The following is a 24,679-nucleotide window of genomic DNA, read 5'->3' on the forward strand; positions in this document are numbered from 1 at the left end:
CAGTTGCTATCGTTTGATGAGGTCTGCTCTCAAGAGCATCAAACTCGGATTTTTGAGTATGCTTTTTTATATGTGCATCAGCGTCATCTTTGTTTGCAAATAACTTCAGTATAGTTTGAAATGAATTTTTAATTTCTTTTTATTTTGACTTGACTTTAAATCGATGTGACGATAAAAAAGGCATTTGTTATTGGATGCATTAAAAAATAATGAAAAGCAACGAGGTATAAAATCCATGCCAAGCCGAGACCAAGTTTACGCCATGCTCATGTTACGTAATCGCGAAGAAAACCTTTTTTCTACATTACCCATGGAATTAATTCAAGAAATTGGTGATTTCCATGAAGGCCCAAATAGTGATATTGCCAAGGCATTGCAATATGCCGCCTATGCCCGAAAAGAAGATGTGCGTGAGCTCATTAACATGTTAGAGGATAATCCACGTCTTCTGCTTGAAACAGGCAATGTAAAAACACCTGGTGGTGATGAAATAAGGCGTGTCACTATTTATGAGTTTGCCTTAGGTGCTGGGGATTATGAGTTGGCAGAGATTGTACAGGGTTATTTTTCAAGAATAAACGATGGTGAAAAGCAAATGATGCGCCAATATGAGCGATATAAACCGCATATTGAAAGCATGTTGGACCAGAAGCCTTATGATTTATCTCCATTGTTTGAGTTGATAAAAAAAGCAACTCTTCAAGAAGTAACAGCACTACTTAATAAAAACATGACTGGCGACAATGAACTGTGTAAGGCACTTGTTAAATTTCGCAAAGATTGGGCGCCTAGAGTTCTGACTAAACCCGGCATGCACTACAATTATGCCAGCCTTCAACATGCTTTCGAATTACTTGACAGGGAATGGGATAATTTATATGAATCAAGCGGTAATGATTATGACAAGATTCGTTTAGTGTGGCGGCAATTAATCGGTTTTGAAATGAGACGCCTCCCTGGCATTGATCGATGTGTAACGGCGCAGAGTGTTCTCACGATAATGGACCAAAACGAGAATGTGATTAGGTCCTATAAATTTAAAAATAATGAGGGTGATTTTCCTATTACTGATTCAGATAATTCTCTTGATGGCCTTGGAGGCGACTTTGGCGTTGAAGTTATAGGCTGTTCGGAGCCTTCAGGGCATGGCTCTCCTAAGGCACACGCTGAAGGAGTTAAAAAATTCTGTGAAACAAAAAAATCAAATTTGAAGAACGTGTATAGCAGCGTTGACCAGCTTATTACGCAACCTAGTCTAGTTTTTTGAGCTAGTTTATTCATTCAAATCATGAGCGCTCAAGGGGCGCTAATCTTAAACCAGCTCACCTAAAGACAGTATATAGATGACTCAATTTTTAGGTTTAGTCTCAAATTAAAGATGGGATTTATCTAAAAGATGGAGTCTCTCCTAAGCTGATTTGAGGCCTTCATCAAGTTTAAACAGAAAATTTCAGACATGATCAGTAAACCAACATAAACAGTAGAAAATCGCATGATATAAAAGGTGTCATAGCCTCGGAAATGTCCTAATTCATGTCCTATAATGGACGCAAACACTTTTTTCAACAACAGCCATGGGCTGGATGCAGAAGCATACAGCGTTTCTTCACTCATTTTGTCCTTACTACTACCAGAATTAAGTGTCTGTATTTGCAACATATTGCGACGTATTTGTGCTATAAATACAGTATAAGTTGTGGTCAGGAGTGTCAATGACCTTGAAAGTATAAAGTCGAAGGGGTTTAGTTGGTGACCTTTTACCGAGCTAGTATACTTGGGGGAGTTTTTTCTTAACAACTTCTCAGCTAGGCGACATTTTATTTTGAAGCAATTCTCTAGTTATTGTGTTTATTAACTTAAATAGAGAGGAGAAAAAATAATGTTTGGACGTTTTTTTTCTAAACCTAATACACCTAATGGATACGCATCATCTCCTGATAGATTTAAAGATTTCGGATCCCCCACGTCGGAGAACCAAAAAAAATGGATAGCTCATTGTGAAAAAACAATATACTCTTTGATGAATTTATTACCTGATTTTCCGAAAACCAAACCAAACCAAACCTAAGCCAATCATTTCTTGATGAAAATGGAGACTTGCTCAATGAGTATAATTTTTTAGACACTAAAGTTGGGTGTGCTTATGCATTTTTAGCTGACAAGAGAGCAGAAATAGCAAGAACGTTAGAGCATGCAAAACAAGAAAAGAGAACAAAGTGGTATGGAGCAATTAGACCTCAAGATTTTGAATCAATTGAAATGATTTATTCAGACGATGTTACGGCTTGGGAACAACAAAAAGATAAGATTTTTGAAAATTGTCATAATCTAGTGAAAAAGGCTCTTCAGGCAAATTTACCTGAATATCAAGAAGTTGACTTTGAAGATTATTCCATCTTACACAGAAGGTTCGTTGAATGTTATGGAACTACTGAATTTGAAGGTTGTATTCGTTTGATGTCTGAACTGCCTCAAAATTTTAAAGAATATAAAGAGAGTTATATTTTTTTGAGTAATAATGGAACAAAAAAGCTGTACTATATTACACCAGAAGGAATAGATAAAGAAGTGGTGATTGATGATCTTGTCCAATTTGAACAGGATCTCAATGACCTGAACAAAGAGAAAAAAAACGTATTGCGTCTTAGTGGTAATCAAATTAAGACGTTGATAACAAAAAACACTGGCCACATCCCTGATTTTAATTTTAAGGAAAGAGTATCTGACGAATACACGATAAAGATAAAATCACCAGAAAAGTCTAAGACAGTTAAATTTCAGGGTAAGGAACAAGATCATTCGGTATATCTTTCTACCATCATGTTAAGTGACAGAAAGGATGGTTGGTATGTTATTGCCTTAGGTAGGCCGCCAAAAAATACAAGAATTCAAATGGGAATGTTATATCTATACAAAGATGAAGAAAACATGGTGTTGGAATTTAAAAATGAATTTGGTGAAAATAGCAAGATAATAATCAAAAATGAAGAGTTTGGGGAGCATTTAAAATCTATAGAAGATTGTTTATCTGAAAATAAAGATCTGACAAAGGACGATCAAAATCATGTTTTCAAGGTTGCAGAAAAGCATGGTTATGTAAGAAATAAAAGCGTCATAGAGTTATCATACCCACTAGTTAATAAAGATAAGATAAAAGGTGATTTATTACTGGCCGATAAATATTATTCTGAAATGGAACACGCATGTGATGAGAAAAGCGTACAAACGTTTCTGGAAAATGCAGGTAGATTATCTCATCTTCTTGCTCATGTATTACCTGTTAAACTAGGAAATGCAAGTTGCGTTGAATTGTTAATTAAAGGACTAGCAGAGTCTAAAGGGCTTGATTTAGGCCCATTTTCTTATAAAGAAAAAATCGGATGGGATTGGAAAGCATTAACAACCGCGAGTCGAGAAGAATATGCTAGTTGGTATGCTCAAAATGCTTTTTCTAATTCGTCTAGCCTAGAATTCGGTTCTGTCGCCTCTCACCAAAACCAATTTGGAAATTGAAAGATGATTATCTTGAAACTTACTGGGTATTTATGATTGTGCGAAAAGCACCGGTAACAGTTGATTCAACTCTAAAGATTTTTCTGGCTGAGTTGAAAAGCTAGGTCAAGGGGGCACCCGCTCGTAAGCCCAATATTTTACACATCATCTCAAGACAGCATCTCAATCAAAAAATATTTGATATTTGGTTCTAATTTGTGCCAAAATGTACCTAATAGAATCATTGGTGGCGAGGGATTTATATGTTTTCAAAGGGTGCTGGTAATTTTTTTGGTAGCAACATGTTTAGACAATTGAGCAGTGATAGTCGAACAAAAGCTTCTGAGCAATGGTTTAAAAAGCAATTGGAATACTCTGGGCTGTTTAAGAAAATATCACAAAAAGAATTAGAAAAATCCTTACCATCAGTTCGAGTTTATTATAACAACCATTATTTAAAGAGCCCTCATGATGCCTTAATTAAAATTCCTGCAATAAACGTAGCGGGTGATAGGGCGGTTGTTTTTCAGGATGGATTAGCAAATGAGGGCAAACCGGATTATTTTGCAAAAATACCCAACGGTCATCCATATCTACTGTCCCCAAGAGAAAGGCTTCTTGCTGCTAAAAAAATTGTCTATTCAGACAGTCTAGTTTTTGCGACAGGAGGATACCCGAATACAAATCCATTGAAGCAGTACAACAAACCTTTTTTTGCCTCTATTTTCTCATTAGCTGGAGCAAATTTTGAAGTTCCTCATCAACATGCTACTGTTTTTACACTGGATCAGTTTAATCAATCTCTACATAAAAGTACCCACTTTTCTCATCTGTACGATGGTGTGCCAACAAATTTTAGCGATGCCAAAAAGGCCATCGGTGATTACGATACTCATGAGACTATGTCTCGAATCAGGGTTGGATTATTTACATTGCTAGGAAGAAGAACTGACGGTAGTTATCGGCCGACGCTATTTAAAGACAGCTCTATTATCTTTTTAACAAGCCCTTATTTTCGTCATCAACTAGAAGATGTCTCTATGCTTCTTAGCGCTGTAAACGAGAAAGGTCTCGAAGCAGGAAAGCCAGCTTTATTAAAAGCAACAGCAGTTGGAATGGGCTTTTATGCAAAAATAGATACATCTTATGGAATACAGCATTTACTATTTCCTTATTATTTAAGAGCTTATAAGAAGCTCCTTGTAGAGCAATCTTATCCTTGGATAGCAGAAATTGAATTTCCAATATTTGATGAAGCACAGCAGGAGCAGTTCGATAGAGTATTTGAGGACTATAAGGGACCAATCAAGGTGTATAGAAGTGAACGAGATGTACTTAAATTAACGGAAGAAGAAATTAAAAAGTATACTCCTTGCATATTAAATCCTTCCGATGCATTTGCATACACAGGAAATGAGTGGGGGTATGGAAGCGTTGAGGCGATGATTGGGAATAATACCTCATTAAGAATAGACCAAAATCCTCATACAAACCCCCTGCTTTTGGACCCCAATCATCATGTGGGAGTTAAAATAAAAGCAGATTACAGTACTGAATTTAGTAGAGGATCCGATCTAGAAGAAAGCTCAGGTTTAAAGATTTTGCATAGGTAATTCTCTTATTTTTTCTTATTGCGGTAGGCTTTGACTGATCCCGAAATATTTTGTTCTCTTAACACGCTTACAACAAAATATGTTTAATCATTTACTCAAACAAATTAAATGTAATGATTAAATAAGCATATTCTATTATAGTCTATTTGTTTGCGAAGTTGACAAGCCTTTGCTTGAAGCGATCGCCGTATTGGCTTAAATTACAGAAACGGGGGTATGCCGTAGCAAGCTGCGGAAGAGATGGTGGTAGACCCACCGAGATCGATCACCAGCGATAGGTCTCAAACCACCTCATGCGGCTGTTGTTAAGAGCAATGGTCGTGAGTGATGAGGAAAGTCAGGCAATGACCTGGCGAGGTATGGATTAGGAAGACGAGTGCTAGCGAATCACTGTTGACGCGTCGTAAAGTAATCATAATCAACATCAAAACCAAGGTCTTCCCGTTACTTTGGGATAAATTTACCGGATATCTGGATTCTGGGTAAGTGGTGTTCGGCGTAGAGGTGGCGTGATCCTAATCTGGGCTTTTCCATGGAACTGCGGGAACCAGTCGTCTTGATGATAAGGGAGACGTCCAAGTGGAAACTCCACAAGGATTAGAGTACCAAGGCAAGGCACTGGGACGGACCAACTCGTAGTAGCGTTGAAACAATTGTAATGATTGCGGAGCAAAGGGGTTGGGTCAAGCGGTCTGAATGGATATTCAACCGACGAAAGTTGGGAGGAAATATTAAAGATGACAAAAGTGTTCAATATACCTAAACAACAAGTTGTAGAAGCTTACGAACTTGTGAAAGCTAACGCAGGCTCAGCTGGTATTGATCGGCAAAGTCTCGCGGATTTTGAGAAAAATCTGAAAGACAACCTTTTTAAAATTTGGAACCGATTATCATCGGGTAGCTATTTTCCGCCACCCGTGATGGGAGTTTTAATTCCAAAGAAATCAGGAGGCACGCGAACCTTAGGTATTCCAACGGTAAGTGATCGTATAGCACAAATGGTAGTCAAATTATCTTTTGAACCCAAAGTGGAGCCGCAATTCCTAGAAGACTCATACGGATACAGGCCTAATAAATCGGCGCTTGATGCAGTAGGTGTCACTCGAAAGAGATGTTGGCAATATGATTGGATCTTAGAGTTTGACATCAAGGGGCTATTTGACAATATTCCGCATGATCTACTTATGAAGGCAGTAGAAAAGCATACTCAAGAAAAATGGATCACCTTGTACATAAAGCGGTGGCTTACTGCACCAATTGTCATGCCAGATGGCAACACAATTCTGCGAGATAAAGGCACGCCTCAAGGCGGGGTAATCAGTCCAGTATTGAGTAACTTATTCTTACATTATGTCTTTGATAAATGGATGCAGCACCATCACTCTGAAACATTGTGGTGTAGGTATGCTGATGATGGACTTGTGCATTGCAAAACGGAGAAGCAGGCTTTAACGATGTTAAACCAGCTTGCACAAAGATTCAGTCAATGTGGATTGGAGCTGCATCCTGATAAAACAAAGGTAGTCTATTGCAAAGACAGCAACCGTAAAGGGAAATATTCTGTAACGTCTTTCGATTTTTTGGGTTATACCTTTCAACCCAGATTAGTTAGAAGTCGCGACAGCAAGATGTTTGTGAGTTTTACTCCAGCAGTGAGTAGCTCAGCTAGCAAGGCAATGAGAGACAAAATCAGGCAGTGGAAATTAAAGTACAGAGTGGAGTTAAGTCTTGAAGAAATAGCTATTTATTGCAATCCAATCCTCAGAGGATGGATGGAGTACTATGGTAAATATTCCCCTTCAAGCCTTGAGCCAGTATGGACTCAATTCAATGCTGTCCTGGTGAAATGGGGCATGCGAAAGTACAAAAAGCTTAGAGGCAAAACGAGATCAGCGAAGATGTTGGAATCAATTCAACAAAAACAGCCAACTCTTTTTCCTCATTGGCGAATAGGTATAGGGAAAAGCTTTGCTTGATGGGAGCCGTATGAGTCGAGAGGCTCACGTACGGTTCTGAGAGGGGCTGGCGGGGAAGTTCCGCCGGTCTACTCACCCAAATGTGAACTCAAAAAACTAAGTAATTAATATATGGAAAATATATAAATTATTTTAATTAAAATTAGTCACATGGGTCTTTTTTATCTTAAGCCATCATATTTTAATAAATTGTTAATAATGATTTGATAAAACTATACTTATCTTATGTTTGTTAGGTGCTTGTGTTATGCCAAAATTACTCTTAGATATTTTTAATATTATGGATAAGGCTCAACCCATAGGCGTGGTGGGAGCAATTAGACCTTTTAAGAATAATCCTCTTATTGTTAGTGCAGATCAACTTCACGTCTTATTATCACGACCCGACTGTTTAATTAAAACCTTAGACAAACCTTATAAAGTTGTGCGATTTCTTTTGCGATTTAATGGAGAGTTAGTGTTTGCAGCAGAAGGATATCCTTTTGCACATATTCCTGCGCACTACCAAATGGCTAGTATGAACCCTTTTGATGCTGTATGTATTTCAGCAGGAAATGCATTTTTTGATAAAAATAACAAACTTTGTGTTATTAACCACCAAAGTGGTGATTTTAGACCGTCGTTTAATTCACTACAATTCGCATTAAACGCATTTTCAAGATCGCACGTGCCAATGGAAAAAAAGATAACTGTTATGAGGCTAAATACTAATGGCGTCAATGAGCAAGATTATTCTATAAATGCTGAGGATATCAAAGACCCAACTCTGGACGCGGCCTCAAAGGATGTTTCATATGAATTACCAGTAACCACTACTCAGAATATTAACTATCAAAATAAATTAGAAGCATGTGCGCTACTTGGATTAACAATTACGCAGCAAATTAAACGATTAGAAAAGGGAGCCATTAGCCATGATCCCTATTGGATGAACAGTTCTAAAAAATTAAAGGCGATTATTAGTGCCCTTAACGAATTACCACCTCAAATAAATGAGGCTCAGTTGAAGTTAATTGTTAAAAATCCTAACACTCAATTGTATAAGGCTTTAAATATTCAACGTTTGTCACCAATGACGTTTTTTGGTCGACTAGGATGGAATAACGCAAAATCGTTGCAGTCAGTTAACGATGTTCTAACCAATAACCTGAATGTTTAGAAATTAATGTAACAAAATTTTGCATAAAGGTTACTTAGTTAAGGTATTCTTCATATTAAAGTGTTATAAATTATTCGGAATGATTAAATTAAAGAGCAATATAAATTATGACTAAAGCGCAAGAACAATTTGTAAGCCGTGATAAAGAGGACAGCCGAGACTTTAATGTTTGGTATCATAACGACGATACTCAGCGATTGGTCTGGGCCCTTTACCAGAAGGCCTTGAAACAGGACAGAGCACCTCTATTAAAACAAAAATATTTGGAACCCTACGTGTTTTTTGATGGGATAGACCATTGTTCTTTTACAGACCGTTCGCCTTTTAATGAAGTTATGAACGCAACTAAAGAAAGATTATTGCAATCCAATAAACTCTATTTGCCCATCATATTTAAGCCCGAATTAGGAGGCGCGCATTATATGGCTGGTATTCTTCGTAAAGAGAAAGATAATCGCGTAACGTTCTTTTTATTTAATCCATTAGGTTATCCAAACGAAGAAGCCAGAATTAAAGGGAAAAAAAGGCTGCAATTAGAAAGTACGAGCGCCATAGGTGATATGAAGTTGGTGATGTCTCCTCATACAGTACAAAGCCCTGTTAAAGATGGAACAAAGCTGGTTTCTTGCGGTCCCTTAAGTATAGCATTTGTGGGCTTTGCCTTGAATAACCCAGACTGGGTTGATAGTTTAGACGATGACTTTCGTATACCTGAGTTTTTATTGTTTTATAAAAATGCTGGCTTAACAGACTATGTGGAGGGAATAAAAAAAATAAGGCAATCTCATTACGAATTGTTGAGCAATGTTTCTGATGAGGATTTAAGCAAACAGCGTATTGAGGACTTTTATATAGAAGGAAATAAGTTCACCCTCAGTGCACTAGAAAAAGCATCGAAAACTTCTCAATCCTCCAACGAGGATAAAGATGAAGATTTGGAAGACGTATGGATGCAGCATCAAAGAGAGCAAGATCTAGAAGACCTTGAAGATGAAGAAAACGAAAATGATGAAGAAGCCGAGAATGATGAAGAAGGTGAAGAAATCGTTAGACATAATGAAGATAAAAGACCGCTTATAAACCCAGAGGTTAGGAAAGAGTCTTTGATAGCAACAACAAGCTCTAAATCTGAAGTTCCTTTCGCAAATCCTCTTACTAGCAGCAAACCAGTTCTGAATCTTTCAAAAAAGGGGATTAATGATGTGCTTAAAGAAGTTGATCGATTAGAGCGCAAAACCGGTTTTTTTAGCGACAGCGCCCATAAAAAAGCACAAGCTATTAAAGCAGCCTTGTTGAAGGCACAATGCTCTGCATTGATTGTTGACGTTCGTAAGGATGCAGAAGTTCGCAAAGCATTGGGCGATCATCGTATATTCAGTTTCTTTGGATTATTCAAGGCAAGATCATTAACGAATGTCGATCAGTCTTTACAGGATGAAGAAACGCGACTCAACGAATTAGTTTAAATTTCTCACTTTTTAAAGTTAAGGCATACAATGAAGATTGAAATAATCTTAGCAACAATAAGTGATTATCTAATTGTACAAAATCTGGCAAGCTATTATGTTTATGATCGAACTGGATATATGGGATGGTCATGTTCTGAAAACGGGATTTTTGAATGTATTGATTTTAAACACTACTTTGAAACTCCAAATGAAAAAGCCTTTATTGTTAAAGTCAATGATGAGTTGGCGGGATTTGTGTTGTTGGATAAAGAGCATCTCATTGAAGCAGTTGATTGGAATATGGGGGAGTTTTTTATTCTTAGAAAATTTCAAGGTAAAGGAGTTGCTACTCTTGTTGCTCATGACCTATTTAAAAAATACTCAGGAAAGTGGTCTGTCGCCGTCATGCCCGAAAATATAAAGGCGGTCAATTTTTGGCGCAAAGTGATTTCTGCTGTTACGATGAAAAACTATACCGAGGTTTTTAAAACAGAAGATGAACTAAAAACTCCTGAAAATCCCGATTCGTATGCAATGAATATTTTCATGTTTCATATTAAATAAAGACATAAATTAGAAAATGAGGGTAGTTTTCTTTGAACGAATTAGTAAGCATTATAATAGCAAATAAAGTCGGTTCATTTGCATTTAATCTGGGTCAAATTTGAGCTCTGTTTGTGGGTTAAATGGTTTATTATTGCGATACTCTCCAGGTATGTACGCTTTAGTCTTCATAATGTCTCTGGAGAAAGAGTGCTCAAAAAATATTATACCGAAAATAGTAAGTTTTAGTGCTCTCGATATGTTCTAAAAAAATAAAATATGCACTATAATTTAACATGATTGGCATTCATCTAATGCTTGGCTTTTTTGTGTTTTTATTTTATTAATTTTACAAGAAGTATCGATATGATTGAGGTAAATATTTGGTTGTCGACAGCAACTTTGTTAAAGAAGCGCATTAAGCACAAATTTTTTGGACCGCTTCTAGCATCCCACAAAAAAGGAGAAAATGTGGGGCATGTCAATTTCAATATAGAAATTGATGAACGCAATAAAGAAAATTTTGATTTTATTGAGCAACATGCAGCACCACTTAAAGTTAAAAAAACTTTGCGTGCTGTTCCGACTAAAACAACGTCTATAACCTATTCAAACGCAGAATCATCTCATTTGAAACCGATCACGGTAATGAGCGATCTGATCTCACACAGTTTTTGGCCAGAAGATAGGCCAACTAAAACAGAAACTATCAAAGGCAAAAGAGTTACGCCTGAATTTAGTACTCATGAAGAAGATATGGTTTCTGAGGATTCACTAACCACGCTGAAAATTTCACACCGCAAATCTGATTTAAATAATGTTCAGGACGAAAAGAAAAAAAATATTGATTTTTTTCTTGAAGTTTCAGATTTGGAAATTAGTTTAGAGAAACGTACAATTTTTACAAATGAACTGAACAAGCTACGTTTGGAAAAAGAGAATATAATAAGGCAACAAAAGCTATTAACAAGTTCTCACCAAGCCCAATTAAAAGATCTAAAAAAGCAATTAGTCAAGATGGAACTTGGTTTAGATAAAACAAAAGGTCAAATTACTGCTACAGAAAGAACTTTAAGCTATTTAAATAAAGTACAGCATCCTGATACAAAAACTAAAGAACAAACCATTCGACTTAATGAAAAACTAGTTAAATTGAGACAAGAGCGTGAAACTGAAATAAAGTCCCAACTTGAGGTAAGCGAATTAATTTCAAAATCGGAGCTTGCCTATAATGACGACATGCAGAAAGCTGAGAAAAATCTGCAACAAGTTGAGCTTGCAATCAATCATCATGTTGAAGAACTGCGAAAATTAGATATTATAATCGATGGACGTAATGAAAATGATTTAAAGCGGTTACAAGAACAAGCTCATCACCGCAAGCAATATACTTCCCGTAAAGAAGAGTTTATAAAAGGGCGTGACCTTACTGAGGGCAGACATGCTGACTACAGTATAACTTTGCCAACGGCTGAAAGTGGTTTACCTTGTTATATGGACGAAATCGCTATAATAAAGGCAATGCAAGAAGAGCGTGGGCAAAAGTATTCGATTGTTTTTAATAATTGCGCAAATAGTGCTAAGCGTTGTTTATTGGCAGGAATAGATGAAAATTTGAGAGCAAAATTAATGGAAACTGGTTTAAACAGCAAGTTTTTTGAGATTCGTAAAATTGAAACATGCCAATCATTACGTAAATGGGTAATGACACTTGAGAATAAATTAAATCAACTTAATTTTCTACCACTCGTACCTAAATCAAGTACTTAAGAAGGACTACTTCCATCGCGTGGTAGTTGAAAATTAGAATTTAGAGTATCTATTCTTATGGGATGACTCATCAAAAGCATCATCAACGTATGAAGAGTATCGGGAGGTGCGTGTTGACTGATTAGGCTTTGGGCGAACTTGTTTATTTAAGTCAAAACCATTTTCAGTTAACAAATCAAGCAAACTTTCAGAGAGTGTTCATCTAACTGTGTCACCTCATTGATTATCTAAGTTTCAGGTTCATACGGTCTTCAAAATAAATATGGAGCTGAGACGCGATAAGCGCCCAATTGTGCATGGGCTGACTCCATTTTTCCAGTACTTTTTGGCAGGCACAATAAATAAGCTTTATCAGTGCGTTTTCACTAGTGAAAGCACCTTTGTTTTTGGTGTACTTGCGAATTTGGCGATGGAAGCCCTCTACGATGTTCGTGGTGTAAATGATACGTCTTAGCTCTTCGGGGTATTTGAAGTATTGAGACAAAGCCTCCCAGTTATTATTCCATGACTTCATAACTGCTGGGTATTTCTTGCCCCATTTTTCCTCTAGTTCAAGCAAATGATGCTCAGCTAAATCTTTGCTAGAGGCCTTATACACAAGCTTTAAATCAGCCATGAATGCCTTTTGGTCTTTACTAACAACATACTTCAGGGAGTTTCGTATTTGGTGAACGACACACAGTTGGATTTCTGTTTTAGGAAAGACTTCAGCAATAGCCTCGGGAAAACCCTTAAGTCCATCGATACTCGCAATAAGAATATCTTCTACCCCTCGTGCCTTAAGGTCATTTAAGACACCAAGCCAAAACCGCGCGCCTTCAGTTTCTGACAAATAAAGCCCTAAAATATCTTTCTTGCCCTCAGGAGTAACGGCAAGGACCGTGTAAAATGCCTTACTTGTGACTTTGCCCTCAACACGTACTTTAAAATGCATCGCGTCTAAAAAGGCAATAGGATATATAGACTCTAAAGACCTATTGCGCCATTCGGTAATCATAGGCAACAATTTATCCGTGATTAGGCTTATTTTAGATGAAGATACGTCTAGACCATACATTTCAGCCAGGTGCTCACTAATGGCTTCATAGCTCATACCTAGGGCATATAACGCCAGCACTTTATTATCTAATGACTCATTCAATACTGTTTGACGCTTCTTAACAATTTCAGGCTCAAAAAGTCCTTCTCTGTCCCGTGGAGTATCTAATTCAAAAACACCAGTTGTAGATTTCATTAACTTGGATGTTTTGCCATTGCGACGATTGGTTAGGCCTGAATCATGACAATCAGAAATATGAGCCTCCATTTCACCTTCCAAGGCTGCTTCAAGTAGCTCTTTGATAAGAGGAGTTAAGATACCGTCTTTACCAGTAAGGGACTGGCCAGACTTTAATTGCGTTAAGGCTTCAGCCTTAAATTCATTGAAATCAAAATTGGATAAATCTATCTTTTTATTCTTACTCATGGGCACCTCTTTTAAGTGTTGAAATTATAACAAGTTAAAAGAGATGACACAGTTATTTAAACACTACCAACTTTCATGACTATTCTCAGGAAGTGCATTTTTGAAAACAGCTTGTGCTTCTTTCATAAACTCCTCAGCTTCTTTATCCTCATTAGGGGCTAATTGCCATTCTTCGTCTTTAAATCCAATTCGCAGATGGTAATATTTATTCCTTTCTTGATTAAAATAGGAAATAGTCAACAGCCCATCAACAGAGCTTTCCCTTAAGAGCCACTTTTCTTTACTGGGTTTTTGCCTTGCTCCCGCAGCGTCCAGCATCAGGTCTGCTTGTTTTGCATCAATGTGTTTTGAAAAGATAATGGAAGAATTTTCGTTTTTTGATTCCATGACAGTCTCCTACTTGTTTATACTAAACAAAAATTTATTTATAATACAAAAAATAAAAACAAGTCTCACATCCTTAGATTGTCTTATAAAAGGATTCCCAAACTACCTTGATTGTATATCAAGGATATTTTGTTTTCTCCCTATTCGTTACTAATGGCAGCTCTTCACTAAGCATTTCTTCAACTTTCGATGCATCTATCCCTACAATAGACTCTTGTTTAAGTGCATTATACACTCCTTCCATTAATAAGTTACACAATTCGGGTTCTTCTTTATTCAAGTGAGTTAGCTCTCTTTTTAGAGGTATAGAAGAATTACCCGCGGCATATTGTAATACAACTTCCACAGCCTTTTGTATGCAATTATTACTTACCAACCAAACTAAAATATTTTTAACCCCCTCAAGATCTTGTACCTCTATTTTTTCAGGTACAGAACCATCGTTTAAGATTTTTGCCATCAAATTATCTACTGGAAAGCCCTTTCCTAAGCGCTTAAAGTCTTTTGGAGCGATACATACTAGCACATTCGTAAGATCTACCGTTTGTAACGTTAATTGCTCTTTTTCAGAGTCAAAACTGGAAACTTCTGTCCCTCCTATCTCAATTTTTGCTTCGGTCAAGTCACACGCGAAGCCAATACCCACGTAAAGATATCTAGTTGACCAAAAGGCTGCATTCGCTTGTGCAAATTTGACGAGAGTCTTTAGGTCTGGACACCAACCGATTCCTGGTGCATTTAGACTACGCTCCTGATAATCCTCTAGCTCACTTTTGGTAATATCTAAAATAACCTTTGCGGGATGAATCGCTTGAAATCCCTTTTTGTTGAATATTTCTTGGGGCGCTCTAGCATCAAGACGAAACAGAATACGAAAGCGTTGTAATTCCCATAGTTTTTGTCCAACGGTAGGATTCACAAATTGACTCAATTTTTTCCCTATCTTGGAGAAAAGTGAGTTTTCACCTCTTTTTGTTATTGAGGAATTATTACTTTGTTTAGATGAAACTGAAACTTTTTTAGAGCTTGGGGCACGCCCCTTAAAAAAACCTTTAAAGTAACTCATGATATTGTCTATTAACGCGCAAAATGATTGAATTAAATACATTATAGCGCAGCGCGTCACAATTGGTCAAATATTGGGCTTCCTTGTGTGATTTGATTTAAAGGTGATATGCTTTTTTACCCTGTAGAAGTCTTTTAAGGGGCAATTACCGTTTCTTTTGGGACTTCAAAATTAATTCATCTTAAGCTTTATTTCTTTTTGCATAGAGGAGAATTGCAGCAACTGATCTTTTGAAACATAAAGAATGTATGATTTTTGAGTAGAATAGTTACTCTCCAGAAGGATACTAAATGAAGTATTTTGTTCAATCTTCTTTTTGGGATTAACGGGTGTTATTTTTTCTACAAAATGATATGATTTATCTAATTCCTTCTCATTTAGTCCAAATATTTTCCCTAATTCAATAATATCCAGATTGGCTAGATATCTGATTGCCAATTCAACGTCTTTTTCAGTGAGTTGTAATTTTTCTTGCGACATATTGGCTAATTTTTCCTTGTACACTGAGCTGGGGTGCTCAAGTTGAGCATCAAATAATGATGTTTTAAATCGCGGATCCGTTTGATAAATCACATCCCCTATAAATATCTGCTGTCCATTAGAGTGAATAAACTCACTCTCAAGTTCTATTTCACCTTTGAGAGGTTTAGTAGAGTTTTTCCAGTCGGGGAGATCAAAAATGTAGACATTGCGTACACCCAATAACTCTGAAACACCTAGCGTATTTTCAAAGGTTCTAACATGTACATTTCCCATTAAACAACACCATTTTTTACCTTTAGATAGAGAGTGACTTTCACGCTCCATGATTTGAGCAGCAGTATAATTCATATACCTGACCCTAGTATTGTCTAGATGCTGATCATCAATGCCGATTTTTTGGCTGTAATAGACTGTACTTATATCAATTCCAACAACCCGAATACCCGCTTCACGAGCAGCTCTTAATACTGATGTATAATCATTTTGCTGCCACAATGGAGATGTAATTCCTGAAGCTGGACCAAAAGAATGTCTCATTCCACTCCGATTCATCTCATAAAGACGAGACATTAAGTAGGTGGATATCTCACCAGTCTCGAAGAATTTATCTAGATCGCTTTGGTCAGTATCGTAAAACAAGTGTTCCATGAATAAGATTTCATACCCGTACTCCTTCATTTTTTTCATGTTTTCAATTAGTACTCGTTTGGGGCTGATATGCGAATGGGACTCACCAATGATAAATGACCCTTCAAATAAATCTTGTACTCTTTCTACTGTCTTATCAATCATAACAGGTGAAATACTTGAGAAATAACTTTTAATTCTATCTTCAAATTTTTCAGTGTCTAAACAGCAATCCCTTATTGTTCTTCCATTAACTTCATGAATAACCGATAATACAGGAACAATATTCTCACAAAATTTTTTTCGTAGCTCATCAGAGATGGTTTCTTTATTATTCATACAATAAATAATAGTTGTTTACTTATTTATAATAATAGACATAGTATTTTTTTACGCCAAATCCTGACAAAGAAAGCTTGTACACAAGCAACTTTTGCAGAAGTTTTCCCGAGTCAAATCCTCAAACAAGACGGATGGAAAATATTTGAAATACCTCTTTTCGAAAAAGTTCAATGAACTGTCAAACTAACTTCACCCTGAGCAGGGGCAGCCGCAATATTCAAGTTGTATAAGTGTTAGTTCTCAATCTGAAAAAATGAGTTTACCTACGGCCGATTAAAGTTTCACTGGGGCTTCTTTGTAACATTGATAACTTTGGAATACTACAGAACTGCACTGAGCAATCGAATAGCATGTCTCTTGTGATAGCCACTCGACTCAAATCATTCTTCCAGAGTCATGCCTTTTTCACGCTTGTTATGATGCTCGGTAGCGTTTAGACAAATTTTTAAGTAAAGCTCCATCGATAACTTCCTCATGACAATGGTTCCGTTTATTTTTATTCTTCAGTGAGGTTGGTTATGAGGCAATTTGCTTATATAGATACTTATTGTAATTATAGTGCAATTAATGTACAATATAAATCCAGTTAGTGTTTTTGTTAAATTAATAGGTGAAATATGTGGAAATTTTTGAAGTCGATTAGCAATCCAGAAAACGGTAAAACGGGAGAAAGTAAAAAGAGCAAACAAATAATTTCAGTAAGTCAATCTAATAACGGTGGCTTAACGTCAAACATTAGCCCAGACATTTTTCAAAAAGAACTATTGCCGTTTCTTGATTTAAAGTCACTTTTGAACTTGCGACTCAGCTCTACAGAATTGTTTAGCCTAGTCACTCACTTCCTAGGGAATAATCCTAAGGCAAAAGATTTAGGTGTTTTGGCTCTTTCTAAGGGAAGCAATTTTTTTACTGTTGGTGATAATGTAGTGTATCAAAAGCCCGCTACATCTCTTTTTTTTGATGGAGCCGCTGTCTTTTACGGCAAAGAAGTAAAAGTATCTGACGATGATATTAAGAAGTCATTCAACTCAAACACTAAGTTTTTTAGCAAAAAAGGGGATGCTCAACGCTATATCCAAAAAGAAACCAAAACCAATGATTATGAACTGGTTATGGAAAAACCTCATCTTGGATATGTTACCTTAAAAGAAGTAACTCTTGCCAAAATGAAAAAAGACCATGATGGATTTACTGAACCAATGTCTATCCAAGATGCCCAAGAGCAAATTGTAACAATTAATCCAAAATAAAAGTCTGATGCCGCCTTTGCCGAGGCGGCATCACTGTCAAAGAATATGACTTTCCAAAAAAATATTCTATTCATTAACACTGTCGCTGAATGAATCTGAGTCCTTATCTTGGAAAGTAAAATATTTAAATAATTAACATTAGACTGAAATAGCGTAATTAAATGGACACACCCAATTAATGTCATAAACTGCGTTTGACAATAACGTTGTTTTGCTCTTCATCGTTTTTTTCGATTTTCTCAGTTGTTTTGACGCTTTCAACTTTTTCGCTTATTTCAGACTTTGTTTGGCTAGTGCTTTTTTCCATTTTTGCTGACAAGCTGTGTGCTCTTTGTCTCTGAGGAGTACTTTGTGGTGCTTTTTCAGAGAGCGAATCGAAAATATGCGAGTAGGAAGATTTATAAAACTTGTTTTCAAAAGCTATGCTCGTAAGTTTCTCTTTTTCATGTCGATCATTTAAATAATAGATAAAAAATGTTTTAAAACTCTCATCGTCTTTAAATTGCATCCAACCTGAATTAGCATCGAAATAGTCGATTAGGAAGCCTTGGGGCGTCGGTTTTGTTCGTTTATGAATAGCAACAACATGTCCCGCACCTTTGCTGTTATAATAACTAACAAAGGTGGCTGTATTAGTATATTTGCCTACTTCAAGCATTATACGATCGGTGAATTTTTCGAATTGCTTTTCTGGGTTGAGTTCTACATTATCCTCATAACTCTGATCGACATGTTCTTTTTGAGACCGATGAGTTTCATAGATTTTAGGATCAAAACGAACAAGATCATTAAAACTCGGTATTGCCTGTAGAATTCTATCCGTTGCTTTGGTTGGCTGAATAAATACCTCTTGATTACCTCGAAAGCCCATAAAACTATCTTTCTTTATAACATCCTCTGCCCAACGACAGGCTAAGCCATAACACATTCCTTTTTCTAAACCCATTCCGGGAAGCATTGCTTGACTACAATGTAGAACAACCCGACCGCCTAGTTCACAGCATTTTTCTTGATGTCGATAGGCCTGTAACCTTGTTCCATGCTTAATGATCCCTTCCCGTAATTCTTCTGTTTTCGCGGTTACTGTAGTGCATCCAATCGATAAGTACTTTAACGCACGAGCCAAGTCCTCTTGTCCATCAATTATCGCTAACAAGCGTTGTTTTTCAACTTCTCCATGTAATTGAAGCAGGGATACGTCCTGTGGCAAACTTGGAATAACCACTGGACTTGATGTATAAGCAACTTTTAATTTCATCAACAAAAACAAGTTGGCTAATTGTTCAGGGTCTCCACTGTCCAAGTAGTGGTGTTCCAATGCGTCTTCAATATATGCCAGGGTAAATGGATCATCTTTTTCTAAAAGTTTTCCAGTTTTATCAAGCGAGCTATTACTTTCTGGGTGTTGTAAATATTTCAAAAACTCTTTCTTTAGATCTTGATAATTCTTTGCAAAATCTCCCTTAGTACAATTCTCAATGAATTTTATATCGTTCTCGATTTTTTGAATCATTTCACGGCGACGATTGTCTTTATCTGGCATCTTCTCTAAATTTATTTCTTTCAACGAAACAGATAGTTGTTCGAGTTGCACTTTCATGGTTTTTACTGCTAACTCAAATGTACGTGGTTGATGAGCTTTGTATTGAGCGCGCAGTAACTTTTCGGAGTATTTATCAACAATCTCTTTCTGCTTCGGACTTAGTTTTACCAAGTTGGCTTCTTTAACGGCTGAAAATGCACTTAGGATTAGAGGCATTTTAATACTAATACAAACAAATTATACATACAGTATACATTATGTTCAGAAAATATCAAGCCATGACCTACCTAACGAATTGCCTCATAAGCAATGTTACCGAAACAAAAAATAAACCGGACAATTGTTGTGGGGAAGTTATCGATGGGGCTTTACTTAAAAATTTGTCTAAACGTTACCGAGCAGCATACAAGGGTGAAAAAGGCATTATGCTGGAAGAATGATTTGAATCGAGTGACTATCACAAGAAGCTGAAACCTAAAGTAAAGACAGGGTGCACCAACGCATATGCAGAACCTCTCTATTAACAAACAAATGAACTGAACAGCCGAGGGCGTCGATGATCCTGAGGATATAAACGAACGGACCTCATTGCCGACCTCTTCACCTCCTTGGGATACTTCCAAAGAAAGGGTGTTTTTTGTACACAAATGACTATTTATGTGCTATATAAATAAACAATAACTTAATAACTTAATTTAAGGTTGAAGATCATGGGTACAGGAAAAACAGAGTTCATACTATCTACAGCACCATCGGATAATGAGGTATCTTCCATTGAGCTAGCAAAATTAATTATTGGATGCCATGAAAGAAAAGCACTATTCACAGAGCCACCAGAGTCAGAGTTGGCTAGTTTAATCAGTAAAAAAGACGAAAAGGGTCTGGCTTATTGGCTACATTTTAACTCATCTATCAAATATCAATTACGCAAAGCAATTCAATCATGCAACACCAACAACGATTTCTCTAAGGAATTGGTCAAAAACGTCCATCTTATTTTAACAAAACACTTAAGGGAGCTGCAGGACAAGAAAAAATTGACGACCTATGAGTCGGGTGATTTTTCAAGCGATGAGTATATGTTCTTATGCAAGGTTTATGATTCAGTGCGATATAAACGAGATAGACAACCTTTTGAAGCCCAAGAAATAACACCCATATTGAAAGCCAAAAACCGTCGCTTGCGAGAAATAGGACGCTCTGGGCAACTGATATCCATTCGATGTACTGATTATGCCTCACAGGCCACGGCAAGAAAACTTGCAAAAGCCATCACGGGTTTGGCTTTGGGGGATAGGAAACAGTATTTGTACAGTCACTTGAATGGCGCTCACACGATTGGCTTTGATGTAGAAAGAGACAGCTCAGGTGTCTATAGAGTTTTTTGTTTTGAATCTGCAGCCGACCCCAAACACATGGAGGCTCTGGAGTTGTTGTATAAAGAACTAACTAAAAAAGGGTTGAAATTCGAAATCAAATCTTGTCAGTCTCGACTGCAAAAGGACGAATTCAACTGCTCGGTATACACTCTGGCGGTTCTTAGCGAACTCAGTAAATACGACCATGCTTTTGATTATTTGCCAGCGCAGTACGAAGAAGAGATGTCCTTTAAGTCAACCAAAGAAATCGAAATAGAAGAAGGTTACACAAAAAAGAGAAAAGTCAAACTGGATAATATGGATAAAATCAGTTGGGTGATGTTATGTGATATGCCTACCAAAGTTATCGCGATGGGGCAATCTTATGAGGCCATGAAAGTGGCCCTTAAAAAATCCAAAGATTTTGACCTTGACCCGGATGTATTTATTCAATTACATAAAAAGAAATACCATTTCGACCAGTCCAAGGAGCAATCAACTAAATACATCAATCAAAGACGCAAAAACATAGTGGATAAACTGGATGCCTCAATAAAACCAATGCTGGAAAAGTCCTACGAAAAACTTTTAAAGGGATTACCTTTACTGAGATTAATCGATGAGGGTACGGTTCCTGACTTTGAAAAAGAAATAACTGATAATGAGGCCATGAGCGTCGATGAAAAAATGGATTACATTGAAAAATTATTTTTTGTCATCACTAAAAAGTATAAAATTGGAGGAGCTTTTGACTCTTTTGAAGCAATTTCAAGCGTGCCTGCTCATTATTTAAAATCTTTACTCTTATTAAGGAACGAATATCTACTACTTGTAGCATCAAAACCAAGAACTGAATACGAGGAATTTTTTAAAAAGAGTCTTTATGGCACCCCCTTATACTACAAACTCGAAACGCATTGTGAAAAAATTCCCTCCGTAAAGGGTTTAAAATCATTATCCAGCGTCTTTAAAGAATTCTTTCCTAAGGATTTTGTGGCAGGATATTATCAACAACATGACTCATGCGAAGATTTAAAAATAAAAAACCCGCTTGCTGTATTGTTTAAAGAAAATAATCGCCTTAAATCTGCTGAAATCATGGAAAAATTAACTGCCCTCGAAAAAGAATATGGAGGCACTGTTGATTTAAACCTATTTATTCACTCGCAAATACTTGATTTTCTAGGAAAAGGTCTTAACAAGTGCATTCATCATGAGCCCTCCACTAGTTTAATGAAAGTCAAATCAGGACTGGATGAGGCGACCATGCTTAGGTTGATTGAATCAACAGAAAAGTGGAGAATAGCACGAGCTTACGTTATTACTGAAGACAATAAACTGTATTTTTATCATGAAGACACTAATCCAAAGCTCAAAGAAATTCCTATCAATGAAACAAATTTTAAAAAAATAATAGAAACGGTTATGTGGCAAATTAAGAAAGAAGGTGATAACCCCGAGTTAGAGCTTTTTTTAGATAATGAGCAAATGAAGCGAGTCTGTTACAATTTGCATTCAGAGACCTTAAATAGCCTGTGCACCCTAGCTGGATATGCTCCCTATTCGCCAGAAGAATTAAATAACAAAATGAATTTACTCGTTTTAAGAGAAATTTATATCCAATATCTGTCTAAAATATTGTCAAAAGACAAGATGTTGGCTGCAAGAGAATGGGGCTCATTTAAAAGGACACTGTTGGATATTTTAGATGTGGTGCAAAAAGATTGCCCTCTTTCTCCCTCAGCGCGTGAAGCAATTGTAAAGCTTGATGCAGCAGAAAAAGAACACTTAGAGCATCAACGTCAGAGTAATACATTCTTTCAAAAATTTTCAAGTTCTGCAAACAGTGTTACAAAAAGCGTTTTAGAGAAAAGCCTTTCATTTTTTAAATCCGCTAATATCCAGGACATCGTAAGTAGCTACTTCTCCAAAGAACCTGAAGAGCAATGTGGAGAAAAAGGTTATAGACAAGAAAATCACGAAGCCCTCGGTTTCAAACTTTCGATATTTCATGCGTTTTCTGGAGAAGGCGACCGTTGGATACGTTATGAACGCACCAAGCCGCCAGTTAAGAAAATAGACGAATTTGATTGGAAATTCAATTTATCCATTCATAAGGACGACGTCTCAAAAGCTTTTCCTATCATTGCAGAGGTGGCTAATCAAATGAGTTTGGGGACATTTAAAATCATGACTCAAGCACAAGCAAATCGTGTGCAAAATAATGACGTAAAAACCATGATAGGGCGAGAGCTTGTCATTTATGGTAACGCAAACCCGGAGTTCGATGCTGAAAAATGGATAGACGTTTTTGTTAAAATTGAGGAGCGTTTCAAAAAAGCAGGGATTAGAACATCTACTGATATTTCCCCCACTTCCAATAGAAAACTCGGCAAGTACGTAAGCTATACTCACGGCGCATGGACAAATGAAAGAATGGACGTCCCATTTGCTGAAGGCATTAAGGAAACCGCCTTAGAGGATGAGGACCCTTTCACTGACTATGAATACGATGAAGCTACAGAAGCCCCACACAAAAAGCTTGCATCAAAAAAAACATGTTAACGAAGGACTTTCAAGGCCACATAAAATGCATAATTAACGGTATATATTTTTAACATAAGAGTACGACGGAAAATAATCATGTTTTTCTCAAAGGATCATGAAATTAAGAGCAGCGATACGGTGAAATTTATAAAAGCATTTCCCGTACAAGAGTTTTGGCGTTTTTTTGTTGAACGCTCTCGTTATGATTACCGAGAATCATTGTACCGCTTTGTGTATAAACAACTGATGGGGATTAGTGAGGATGAGTTAATAAAAACGTCTTTAGAAACGATATTGGAACATGAGTTATTTAAAGAGCTTACTCTAGAAGATTATGAGGATACTCTGTGGGAAATTAGCCGCGGCAGCTCATCAGTATTTGATTTTCTTAATCTAGACTCAGAAGGACAAGAAGAGAAAAAATTAAAAGATTTTTTAGACATGCATAGGGGGTGGGTGGGTTTTGAGTCTAAAGAACCTGGTTATTTGTTAGGAATGACTAAAGGGTTATGTTTTCTACTTGATGGCATCAGGCAAAACAGTCAATTTAATGTGGAATTTATTAAAAAATTGCATGGCACGTGCCTTAAAAATGTGAAAAAAACAAGGAACTGCACTAAACCAGGGTGCTTTCGAGAGAGTGAAAATGTTGCGGCTTGGGATTTGATCCCTGAACGATGTGACTCCTTTGAAGGACTATTAGAAAACATTGTTTATTTGAAATCTATTCAAGGAAAATACCTGACTGATAAGAACCGAATGTTCGAGGAGGACCCTTTGTTTATAGAACTATCGTCCCCAAAAGAAAACAGCAGTGAAATCGAAATATGGGTTCAGAAGGAGAAAGGAAAACGTTCTTATACGACCTATTCCTCATTTAAAAACCACGATCCTGGGGAGCTGGCAAAGAAGATTTGGATGGCTGCAAAAGAAGGCATGCATATTCAATACGTCACTTCAGAAAATGGAGGAGGTCTATTAGATAGAGTACATGAAGATTGCATTCAACAACTTGAAAATTCCCTAAAAAAAGCCATAGGCAAACAGGAAAAACTAGTTTCAATTTTCACTTTTTTAAAACACGTGGTTTTATTTCATCCATTTGATGATGGGGTTGGACGGACCTATTCCATGCTCTTGATGCAATATTTGCTTATGCGTGAAAATTTAATGCCTGTGATATTTGAAGATTCTAATATGATTCCAGGACTTTCTGTTGAGCAACTTGTCAACGAGTATATTCGAGCTGAAAAAGAGATGGAGTTGGTTTTGAAAGACCCAAGTTATATTGCTGGTTCAAAATTTTCAAGTCCTAATGTTGATACCAATTCTCTTTTGAAAAGCCAGGGCACTGAGCATCAGGTGATGTTTCAAGACTGCCTAAATCTTTTAAAAAAAACCGTTCAAGAATTGGAGTTATCTTCCACCAGTAAATTGTTACCCGATAAGAACTGCGAAGCTCTCACATCAAAACGTGTTTAATCTTTTAAGAGATCAAATTAAATAAGGCTATGTAAATATTAGAAATAGAAAATTCTTGAAAGTCACATTTTAACACCGATTGTATCAGCCAACTCTTAAGTGGTCGTATTAAATTCTTTGGATACTCA

18 protein-coding genes are annotated in these 24,679 nt (G+C 36.7%); 12 read left to right on the plus strand and 6 right to left on the minus strand.

Features of this window, described 5'->3' with window-relative positions; translation table 11 throughout:
- Nucleotides 1–190: 190 nt before the first annotated feature.
- Nucleotides 191–1,267, plus strand: coding sequence for a hypothetical protein (locus Lwal_RS05390; RefSeq protein ID WP_050598501.1), 1,077 nt, complete (start codon nucleotides 191–193; stop codon nucleotides 1,265–1,267).
- A 122-nt stretch (nucleotides 1,268–1,389) separates the two neighbouring features.
- On the opposite strand, the gene Lwal_RS05395 is transcribed toward Lwal_RS05390, so the two are convergent.
- Complete coding sequence (locus Lwal_RS05395) at nucleotides 1,390–1,614, minus strand: hypothetical protein (protein ID WP_028378764.1); 225 nt, start codon at nucleotides 1,612–1,614, stop codon at nucleotides 1,390–1,392.
- A 483-nt stretch (nucleotides 1,615–2,097) separates the two neighbouring features.
- On the opposite strand from Lwal_RS05395, the gene Lwal_RS05405 reads away from it, so the two are divergent.
- The 7 genes from Lwal_RS05405 to Lwal_RS05435 all read left to right on the plus strand — a co-directional run bounded on the left by Lwal_RS05405 (nucleotide 2,098) and on the right by Lwal_RS05435 (nucleotide 12,001).
- Nucleotides 2,098–3,513, plus strand: coding sequence for a hypothetical protein (locus Lwal_RS05405; RefSeq protein WP_028378763.1), 1,416 nt, complete (start codon nucleotides 2,098–2,100; stop codon nucleotides 3,511–3,513).
- Between the two features lie 242 nt (nucleotides 3,514–3,755).
- Nucleotides 3,756–5,105 carry a hypothetical protein gene (locus tag Lwal_RS05410; protein WP_028378762.1) on the plus strand — a complete coding sequence of 450 codons (1,350 nt, stop codon included), beginning with the start codon at nucleotides 3,756–3,758 and terminating at the stop codon, nucleotides 5,103–5,105.
- 737 nt (nucleotides 5,106–5,842) lie between these two features.
- Nucleotides 5,843–7,081: a group II intron reverse transcriptase/maturase gene (gene ltrA, locus Lwal_RS05415; protein ID WP_019232354.1), complete on the plus strand. Its 1,239-nt coding sequence runs from the start codon at nucleotides 5,843–5,845 to the stop codon at nucleotides 7,079–7,081.
- Between the two features lie 247 nt (nucleotides 7,082–7,328).
- Nucleotides 7,329–8,240, plus strand: coding sequence for a hypothetical protein (locus tag Lwal_RS05420; RefSeq protein ID WP_050598500.1), 912 nt, complete (start codon nucleotides 7,329–7,331; stop codon nucleotides 8,238–8,240).
- Between the two features lie 107 nt (nucleotides 8,241–8,347).
- Entirely contained in the window at nucleotides 8,348–9,706 is a 1,359-nt protein-coding gene (locus Lwal_RS05425; RefSeq protein WP_028378760.1) for a hypothetical protein, read from the plus strand.
- 30 nt (nucleotides 9,707–9,736) lie between these two features.
- Nucleotides 9,737–10,252 carry a GNAT family N-acetyltransferase gene (locus tag Lwal_RS05430; protein WP_028378759.1) on the plus strand — a complete coding sequence of 172 codons (516 nt, stop codon included), beginning with the start codon at nucleotides 9,737–9,739 and terminating at the stop codon, nucleotides 10,250–10,252.
- A 345-nt stretch (nucleotides 10,253–10,597) separates the two neighbouring features.
- A complete protein-coding gene (locus tag Lwal_RS05435) occupies nucleotides 10,598–12,001 on the plus strand; it encodes a hypothetical protein (RefSeq protein WP_028378758.1) in 1,404 nt (467 codons plus the stop codon).
- A 223-nt stretch (nucleotides 12,002–12,224) separates the two neighbouring features.
- Here the strand turns inward: Lwal_RS05435 and Lwal_RS05440 are convergent, their stop codons facing one another.
- The 4 genes from Lwal_RS05440 to Lwal_RS05455 all read right to left on the minus strand — a co-directional run bounded on the left by Lwal_RS05440 (nucleotide 12,225) and on the right by Lwal_RS05455 (nucleotide 16,368).
- Nucleotides 12,225–13,466 (minus strand): IS256 family transposase, encoded by a 1,242-nt coding sequence (locus Lwal_RS05440; protein WP_028378824.1) that lies wholly within the window; start codon nucleotides 13,464–13,466, stop codon nucleotides 12,225–12,227.
- Between the two features lie 63 nt (nucleotides 13,467–13,529).
- Nucleotides 13,530–13,853 carry a hypothetical protein gene (locus tag Lwal_RS05445; RefSeq protein WP_050598489.1) on the minus strand — a complete coding sequence of 108 codons (324 nt, stop codon included), beginning with the start codon at nucleotides 13,851–13,853 and terminating at the stop codon, nucleotides 13,530–13,532.
- Nucleotides 13,854–13,971: 118 nt separating this feature from the next.
- Entirely contained in the window at nucleotides 13,972–14,919 is a 948-nt protein-coding gene (locus Lwal_RS05450) for a hypothetical protein (RefSeq protein WP_028378584.1), read from the minus strand.
- Between the two features lie 171 nt (nucleotides 14,920–15,090).
- The gene (locus tag Lwal_RS05455) at nucleotides 15,091–16,368 is read right to left on the minus strand and encodes a membrane-targeted effector domain-containing toxin (RefSeq protein WP_028378583.1); all 1,278 of its coding nucleotides are present in this window, start codon (nucleotides 16,366–16,368) and stop codon (nucleotides 15,091–15,093) included.
- A gap of 620 nt (nucleotides 16,369–16,988) precedes the next feature.
- On the opposite strand from Lwal_RS05455, the gene Lwal_RS05460 reads away from it, so the two are divergent.
- Nucleotides 16,989–17,621, plus strand: a complete 633-nt coding sequence (locus Lwal_RS05460; protein WP_028378582.1) for a hypothetical protein — start codon at nucleotides 16,989–16,991, stop codon at nucleotides 17,619–17,621.
- A 181-nt stretch (nucleotides 17,622–17,802) separates the two neighbouring features.
- Here the strand turns inward: Lwal_RS05460 and lem8 are convergent, their stop codons facing one another.
- Complete coding sequence (gene lem8, locus Lwal_RS05465; protein ID WP_028378581.1) at nucleotides 17,803–19,380, minus strand: Dot/Icm T4SS effector Lem8; 1,578 nt, start codon at nucleotides 19,378–19,380, stop codon at nucleotides 17,803–17,805.
- Between the two features lie 41 nt (nucleotides 19,381–19,421).
- On the opposite strand from lem8, the gene Lwal_RS05470 reads away from it, so the two are divergent.
- The 3 genes from Lwal_RS05470 (at nucleotide 19,422) to Lwal_RS05480 (ending at nucleotide 24,551) form a co-directional block, all read left to right on the plus strand.
- Nucleotides 19,422–19,604, plus strand: coding sequence for a hypothetical protein (locus Lwal_RS05470; RefSeq protein WP_028378580.1), 183 nt, complete (start codon nucleotides 19,422–19,424; stop codon nucleotides 19,602–19,604).
- A gap of 270 nt (nucleotides 19,605–19,874) precedes the next feature.
- Complete coding sequence (locus Lwal_RS05475; protein WP_028378579.1) at nucleotides 19,875–23,087, plus strand: hypothetical protein; 3,213 nt, start codon at nucleotides 19,875–19,877, stop codon at nucleotides 23,085–23,087.
- 78 nt (nucleotides 23,088–23,165) lie between these two features.
- Nucleotides 23,166–24,551 carry a hypothetical protein gene (locus Lwal_RS05480; RefSeq protein ID WP_028378578.1) on the plus strand — a complete coding sequence of 462 codons (1,386 nt, stop codon included), beginning with the start codon at nucleotides 23,166–23,168 and terminating at the stop codon, nucleotides 24,549–24,551.
- The last annotated feature ends 128 nt before the right edge of the window (nucleotides 24,552–24,679 follow it).

The organism is Legionella waltersii (genome assembly GCF_001468085.1).
GTDB lineage: Bacteria > Pseudomonadota > Gammaproteobacteria > Legionellales > Legionellaceae > Legionella > Legionella waltersii.

Excerpts from the sequence above, each read along its gene's own strand:
- Lwal_RS05395 (WP_028378764.1), bottom strand. The coding sequence starts at position 1,614 with ATGAGTGAAGAAACGCTGTATGCTTCTGCATCCAGCCCATGGCTGTTG.
- Lwal_RS05410 (WP_028378762.1), top strand. The coding sequence starts at position 3,756 with ATGTTTTCAAAGGGTGCTGGTAATTTTTTTGGTAGCAACATGTTTAGA.
- ltrA (WP_019232354.1), top strand. The coding sequence starts at position 5,843 with ATGACAAAAGTGTTCAATATACCTAAACAACAAGTTGTAGAAGCTTAC.
- Lwal_RS05420 (WP_050598500.1), top strand. The coding sequence starts at position 7,329 with ATGCCAAAATTACTCTTAGATATTTTTAATATTATGGATAAGGCTCAA.
- Lwal_RS05425 (WP_028378760.1), top strand. The coding sequence starts at position 8,348 with ATGACTAAAGCGCAAGAACAATTTGTAAGCCGTGATAAAGAGGACAGC.
- Lwal_RS05430 (WP_028378759.1), top strand. The coding sequence starts at position 9,737 with ATGAAGATTGAAATAATCTTAGCAACAATAAGTGATTATCTAATTGTA.
- Lwal_RS05435 (WP_028378758.1), top strand. The coding sequence starts at position 10,598 with ATGATTGAGGTAAATATTTGGTTGTCGACAGCAACTTTGTTAAAGAAG.
- Lwal_RS05440 (WP_028378824.1), bottom strand. The coding sequence starts at position 13,466 with ATGAGTAAGAATAAAAAGATAGATTTATCCAATTTTGATTTCAATGAA.
- Lwal_RS05445 (WP_050598489.1), bottom strand. The coding sequence starts at position 13,853 with ATGGAATCAAAAAACGAAAATTCTTCCATTATCTTTTCAAAACACATT.
- Lwal_RS05450 (WP_028378584.1), bottom strand. The coding sequence starts at position 14,919 with ATGAGTTACTTTAAAGGTTTTTTTAAGGGGCGTGCCCCAAGCTCTAAA.
- Lwal_RS05455 (WP_028378583.1), bottom strand. The coding sequence starts at position 16,368 with ATGAATAATAAAGAAACCATCTCTGATGAGCTACGAAAAAAATTTTGT.
- Lwal_RS05460 (WP_028378582.1), top strand. The coding sequence starts at position 16,989 with ATGTGGAAATTTTTGAAGTCGATTAGCAATCCAGAAAACGGTAAAACG.
- lem8 (WP_028378581.1), bottom strand. The coding sequence starts at position 19,380 with ATGCCTCTAATCCTAAGTGCATTTTCAGCCGTTAAAGAAGCCAACTTG.
- Lwal_RS05470 (WP_028378580.1), top strand. The coding sequence starts at position 19,422 with ATGTTCAGAAAATATCAAGCCATGACCTACCTAACGAATTGCCTCATA.
- Lwal_RS05475 (WP_028378579.1), top strand. The coding sequence starts at position 19,875 with ATGGGTACAGGAAAAACAGAGTTCATACTATCTACAGCACCATCGGAT.
- Lwal_RS05480 (WP_028378578.1), top strand. The coding sequence starts at position 23,166 with ATGTTTTTCTCAAAGGATCATGAAATTAAGAGCAGCGATACGGTGAAA.